Origin of the sequence: Enhygromyxa salina (assembly GCF_000737335.2) — a bacterium.
Lineage (GTDB): Bacteria > Myxococcota_A > Polyangia > Nannocystales > Nannocystaceae > Plesiocystis > Plesiocystis salina_C.
This window is the reverse complement of sequence record NZ_JMCC02000198.1, coordinates 1-6277: the sequence shown is the minus strand read 5'-3', so window position 1 is coordinate 6277 and position 6277 is coordinate 1. Positions and strand designations below refer to the sequence as shown.

Here is a 6277-nt window from a genome sequence, read left to right as displayed (position 1 = left end):
GGCGTGGCGCAGACGCGCGACTCGGCGCGCGTCCCGGCGCGCGTCGTCGAGGCCGAACGGCAGCGTGGGCTCGTCGACCCCGCCGAGCATCGCGCGGAACTCGGCTTCGATGGCGACGCTCCGCTGCTGGTGGAGCGTGTGGGCGACGAAGTCGCGGTAGCGCCCGGGCGCCGCCAACAGCTCGCTGCGCCCACTCATGTGGACCGCGAGCTCGGCGAGGGTCATGCGCAGCGAGGTCGCGTCCTCGATGAGATGGTGGGCGTTGACAATCACGTGGCGCTGGGCCTCGCCCGCTTGCTCGACGATGAACAGGCGCAGCAGCGGCGCACGGGCGATGTCGAAGGCCCCGGGCGCCGCGAGGATCGCCTCGGCCCGCGCGCGTGCGTCCCCACCCGGCCCCACGCGCACTCGCTCGACCGCGACCGAGGCGCTGCGATGCACGACCTGAACCGGCTCGCGCACGCCCTTGGTCACGACCGCCGTGCGCAGCGCGTCGTGGCGATCGACGAGGGCCTGGACCGCGGCGACGAAGCGCGCACAGGCGGGCTCGTCGTCGACCCGAAACAGGGTCGAGACCAGGTAAGGGTCGTGGTCTGGATCCATCAGGTGATGGAACAAGATCCCCTCTTGGGTCGCGACGAGGGGATAGATGTCCTGGACCTGCGCCGCGCCGCCCGGGATCGCCGCGACGATCGCGTCGAGCTCCTCGTGGCGCAGGTCGACGAGCGGGACCATGCTCGGGGTCAGCCGCTCGCAGCCGGGTGTGATCGCGTTGGCCGGGGCGACGTAGACGGGTGCCCCGCCACGGTCGAGACGCTTGGCGAGCTCCGCGAGCGTCGGCGCACTAAACACCGCGCGCACGCTGACCGTCAGGCCCCGCTCGCGCAGCTTGGCCACGAGCACGGGGATCAGCAGCGAGTGACCACCAAGCGAGAAGAACGAGTCCTCGGCGCCGACGACCCCGGGCTCGAGCTCGAGCACCTCGGCCCACACCTGCGCGAGCGCCCGCTCGAGCTCGGTCCGTGGGGCGACGTAGCTGCGCGCGACGAAGGCCTCGCGGCCCGGCACCGGCAGGGCCTTGCGATCGAGCTTGCCGTTGGCCGTGACCGGCAGCTCGACGAGGGCCACGAACGCGCGGGGGACCATGTACTCGGGCAGGCTCCCGCCGAGTTCGAGCTCGAGCTTGGCCCGGCAGTCGGCCAGGGTCAGCCCGGGATCCAGGACCACGTAGGCCACGAGCTGCTGGTTGCCCGGCTGATCTTCGCGCAGCACCACCGCGCACGCGTGGACCTCCGGCTGCTCGCCGAGCCGACACTCGATCTCGCCGAGCTCGATGCGGAAGCCGCGGAGCTTGATCTGGTCGTCGATGCGCCCGAGGTAGTGAAGCGCCCCGTCGGGCGCGAGCCGGGCGAGGTCCCCGGTCCGATACATCCGCGCGCCGGGCTCGCTCGCCAAGGGGTTGGGGACGAAGCGCTCGCGGCTCTGCTCGGGCGCGTGGAGGTAGCCCCGGGCCAGGCCGTGACCGGCGATGTAGAGCTCACCGACGCACCCGATCGGCACGACCGCGCGGTCCTCGTCGAGCACGTAGAGCTCGATGTTCTGGATCGGTCGCCCGATCGGCACGGCCGCGAGCGCCGGATCGTTGGGCACGGGCCAGTGGCTGACGTCGACGGCGGCCTCGGTCGGCCCGTAGAGGTTGTGGAGCGCGGCCGTCGGCAGGCGCTGGTAGTGGCGAACACACAGCTCGGGGCTCAGGGCCTCGCCGCTGCAAAACACCTGACGGACGCTGCGACAGCGCGCCCAGCCGGGCTCGTCGAGCATGGCCCGGAACATCGAGGGCACGAAGTGCAGCGTCGTGACCCCGTGGCGCTCGATCACCTCGGTGAGGTAGGCCGGATCCTTGTGGCCCTCGGCCTCCGCGACGACGAGCCGAGCGCCGTGGAGCAGCGGCCAAAAGAACTCCCAGACCGACACGTCGAAGCCGAAGGGCGTCTTTTGGAGGACGACATCATCCTCGCCGAGGCGGTACTCGTGCTGCATCCAGTCGATGCGGTTGTGGGCCGCGCGATGCTCGATCATCACGCCCTTGGGCCGGCCCGTCGAACCCGAGGTGTGGATGACATAGGCGAGCTTGCGCGCGTCGAGGCCTATCTCGGCGGCGGGGATGTTGGCCTCGCTGATCGGCGCGAGCCCGACTCCGGCCGCGTCCGCGATCCGACCGTCGTCGAGCAAGGTCAGGCAGGTCGCGGCCCCGGCCAGGGGCGCGACGTCGAGCTGCGGCCGGGTCAGGACCACGGCGACCCGCGAGCGCTCGACGATCTCGGCCACGCGGCCCGCCGGGTACCCGGGATCGATCGGCATGTAGGCTCCGCCGGCCTTGAGCGTGGCGTAGATCGCCGCGACCATCACCGGTGAGCGCTCGGCGTAGAGGCCGACCGGCTGATCGGGCCCGACGCCCGCGGCCCGGAGTTGATGGGCGATGCGGTTGGCCCAGGTGTTGAGCTCGGCGTAGGTCCAGCTCCCGCTGTCCGAGACCAGCGCGACGCGATCGCCGTGACGACGGACCTGGTCCTCGAACAATTCGTGGAGGCAGCGCGGCTCCGGGTAGGGCCTGCGCGCGCCGGTCTGGAGCTCGACGAGCCGGCGGCCCTCGGCCGCGCCGATCATTGGCAGCCCCCACGCTGGCGCCCGCGCGAGCGTGTCGGCCTCGGCCTCGGCCAGCGCCGCGAGCAGCTGGCTGTAGTGGCCGATGAAGCCCTCGATCGTCGCTTGCTCGTAGAGGTCGCGGTTGTACTCGACGAAGCCCGCGAGCCCCGTCGGCGTCTCGTAGACCTCGATCCCGAGGTCGAACTTGGTGACCTTCGGGTCGAGCTCGATCGGGCTGACCTCGAGCCCGCCGACCTGCGCGCTGGCCCCATCTTGGGCCTCTTGCAGCACGAACATGGTCTGGAATACGGGCGAGAGGTTGAGCGCGCGCTCGACCTGTAGGGCCTCGACGATCGCCTCGAAGGGCAGCTCCTGGTGGGCGTAAGCCGCCAGCGCCGTGTGTTTCACCCGCGCGAGCAGCTCGGCGAAGCTCGGGCCACCGGACAGGTCGATGCGCATGACCAAGGTGTTGGCGAAGTAGCCGATCAGGCCCTCGAGCTCCGCCCGCGGCCGGTTGGCCACGACGGTCCCGACGGCGAGGTCCGTCGCGCGGGTGTAGCGATGGAGCACGAGGCCGTAGGCCGCGAGCAGGACCATGTACAGCGTGACCTCGCGATCCTGGGCGAGCGCGCGGATGCCATCGAGGACCGCCAGCGGCACCTCGACCTGGACCCGGGCGCCGGCGTAGGTCTTGGCCGCCGGGCGCTCGCGATCCGTTGGCAGCGTCAGGCGCGGATCGACGCCAGCGAGCTGCGCGGTCCAGTACTCGAGCTGGGCTGCCTGCGCGCCCCTGTCGAGCCACGCGCGCTGCCAATTGGCATAGTCGGCGTAGCGCACGGGCAAGGGCGCGAGCCGTGGCGGGCGACCGGCGCGGTGGGCCTCGTAGAGCGCGACGAGCTCGCGGACGAACACCCCGATCGACCAGCCATCGGACACGCCGTGGTGCATGGTCACGACCAGCGCGTGGTCGTCGACGCCAAGCTCGATCAGCAGGGCCCGAAACAACGGCTCGCCTTCGAGCTCGAAGGGCGCGGTGATCTCGGCCTCGCAAACGGCGTCGAGCGCCGCGAGATCGGCCAGCGACCGCTCGCGGACGACGAGCTCGCCCGGCGCGTGGAACTCTTGGTAGGGCACGCCGTCGCGCTCGACGACGCGCGTGCGCAGGGCCTCGTGACGCGCGACGATGTCGTCGAGCGCGCGCAGCAACGCCGGGCGATCCAGGGGCCCGCGCAGGCGCACGGCGAGGGGGATGTTGTAGGCCGCGCTCGGCCCGTCCAGCTGCGCGAGGAACCACAGGCGCTGCTGGGCAAACGACAGGCGCACGGGCGCTTCGTCGTTCGCCGCGAGCATCGGCACGCCGTCGAGGACCGAGAGGTCGACCCCGCGCTGGTCGAGCACGGCGAGCAGCGCCCGCCGTTGCTTGGGCGACAGGCGCTCGAGCTTGCGCACGAGCTCCTCGACCCGGCCGGAGCTGGCGACGAGCTTGGTCATGAGCGCCGCCCCCCCTGCTCGAGCGCCTCGAGCTGCTCGTCGCTCGCGCCTTCGATCAGCTCGAGGCTCTCGATGATCATGTCGAGCTGCGAGCGCCCATCTGGTGCGAGGCCATGGTGCTCGAGAATCGCGGCCATCTCGGCCAGACGCGGCGCGTTGAACACGGCCTCGATCGGCAGCTTGGTTCCAAACCGCTGCTCGAGCAGGTTGGTCAGGCGAACCGCGAGCAGCGAGCCGCCGCCGAGGTCGAAGAAGCTGCTGCGTGCGCCGAGCTCCTCGGCCTCGACCTGGAGGACCTCGGCCCAGGCCGCGGCCATGGCTTGCTCGCTGCTGGTCAGCCGACGCCCGACCCGACGGGAGCCGGTGGCCAGGCCCGAGCCGGCCTGCTCGGCGGGGAGCTGGGCGCTCGCTTCGGCGTCCAGCGTGGGCGCTTCGCCCAGCCAGCAGCGCCGCTCCTCGAACGCGGTCAGTGGCAGCGAGACCAGCCGTCGCCGGCGCGGATGGAGCCTCGCCCACGCCAGCTCGACGCCGCAGACCCACAGCTCGGCGAGGCGCTCGAGCTCCCCATCGGCGATCAGTCCCGACAAGAATTCCTCGGCCCGGCTCCCGCGCAGCAAGCCCGCGAGCTGGCCGCGTTCGTCGTCGATGCTGCCGACGTGAACCATGGCGACGTCCATGGCGACCCCGGACTCCGACGCGGCGAGATAGGCGGCGAGGGCCTCGCGCAGCTCGACGACCGAGCCGGCGACGACCGCGAGGCGCTCGCGCAGCGCCTCGCGACCGAGCTGGGTCGTGTAGGCGAGGTCCGCGAGCTCGTGGTCCACGCTCGTCGCCACGTAGTCGTGGAGGCGCTGCGCGGCCAGGCGCAGGCCGCTCGGGCGCTTGGCCGAGAGGACCACGAGCTGCGGCCGCGCGGCGGCGGGGCTCGCGACTTGGACCGGAGCTGCCGGCGGCTCCTCGATGACGAGGCTGACGTGGCTGCCGCCCGCGGCGACAGAGTTGATCAGCGCCCGGCGCGGGCCCTGCCCCGAGCCCCGCGGCCGCCACGGACGCAGCTGCGTGCACAACTCGAGCCCCGAGCCGTCGAGCCCGAGCTGCGGGTTCGGGCTCCCAACCTCGACGAGCGGCGCGAGCTCCTCGTGGGCGAGCTGAAGCACGACCTTGGTCAGCTGGGCGATGCCCGAGGCCGCCTCGGGGTGACCGAGGTTGGACTTGACCGTGCCCACGACGACGGGCTCATCGACGCCGCGGAACAGCTCGCGCAGCGCCGAGATCCCGACCTCGTCGGTCAGGGTCGAGCCATCGGCGGCGTCCTCGACGTAGCTGATGTCCGCGGGCTCGATCTGGGCCTGGGCCAGCGCGCGACGCATGGTCGCGACGCGCACGCGGTAGCTCGGGGTCATGAAGCCCTTGGCCCGGCCGCTGTGGCAGGAGGCGGTCCCACGGATCACCGCGAGCAGCTCGTCCCCGTCGCGCACAGCCGCGTCGAGGGGCTTGAGCAAGACCGCGCCCACGCCCTCGGCCGGCAGGTAGCCATCGCCCGCGCGGTAGCTTCGACTGCCGCGCTCACTGCCGAGCAGGCCCATCTGCGCGAGCGCGACGTACTTGTCCGGGTGAATCGCCAAGTTGACGCCGCCCGCGATCGCGAGCTCGGCCTCGCCGCGGAGCAGATCGTTGCAGGCGAGGTGGATGGCCATCGCCGCCGAAGTGCACATGCTGTCGACCGCCAGGCTCGGCCCCTCGAGACCAAAAAAGTGCGACACGCGGTTGGCGATCAGGTTGTAGGAGGCCGTGCCCGTCAGCGCCGTGCTCGCGGCGTCGAGCGCCTCTGAACGGTAGAGCTGGCTCGACGCGCCCACGTAGACGCCCACCCGACGTCCATAGCGCTCGTCGAGCGCGGCCTGGGTCACGCCGCTGCGCTCGAGCAAGTGCCACGTCGTGGTCAAGAACAGGCGCTGCTGGGGATCCATCAGCGACGCTTCGCGCGGCGAGATCCCGAAGAACAGTGGATCGAAGCGGTCGACGCCATCGAGAAAGCCCCCCCACCACTGGCGGCCATCTGCTGACCCGGACCAGCGCTCGGCGGGAACCTCGGTGACGCAGTCCTTGCCCTCGCGGAGGTTGGCCCAAAACTCGTCGA

General features: G+C 71.7%; 2 protein-coding genes. Both read right to left on the bottom strand.

All coding sequences use genetic code 11. The features are described from left to right. A partial coding sequence (locus DB30_RS39750) for a non-ribosomal peptide synthetase (RefSeq protein WP_146662783.1) occupies positions 1-4137 on the bottom strand: 4137 nt, incomplete at its 3' end. Beyond that, positions 4134-6277, bottom strand: a 2144-nt coding sequence (locus DB30_RS39745) for a type I polyketide synthase (protein ID WP_240480436.1), incomplete at its 5' end; no start/stop codon positions are given. The genes DB30_RS39750 and DB30_RS39745, both read right to left, overlap by 4 nt.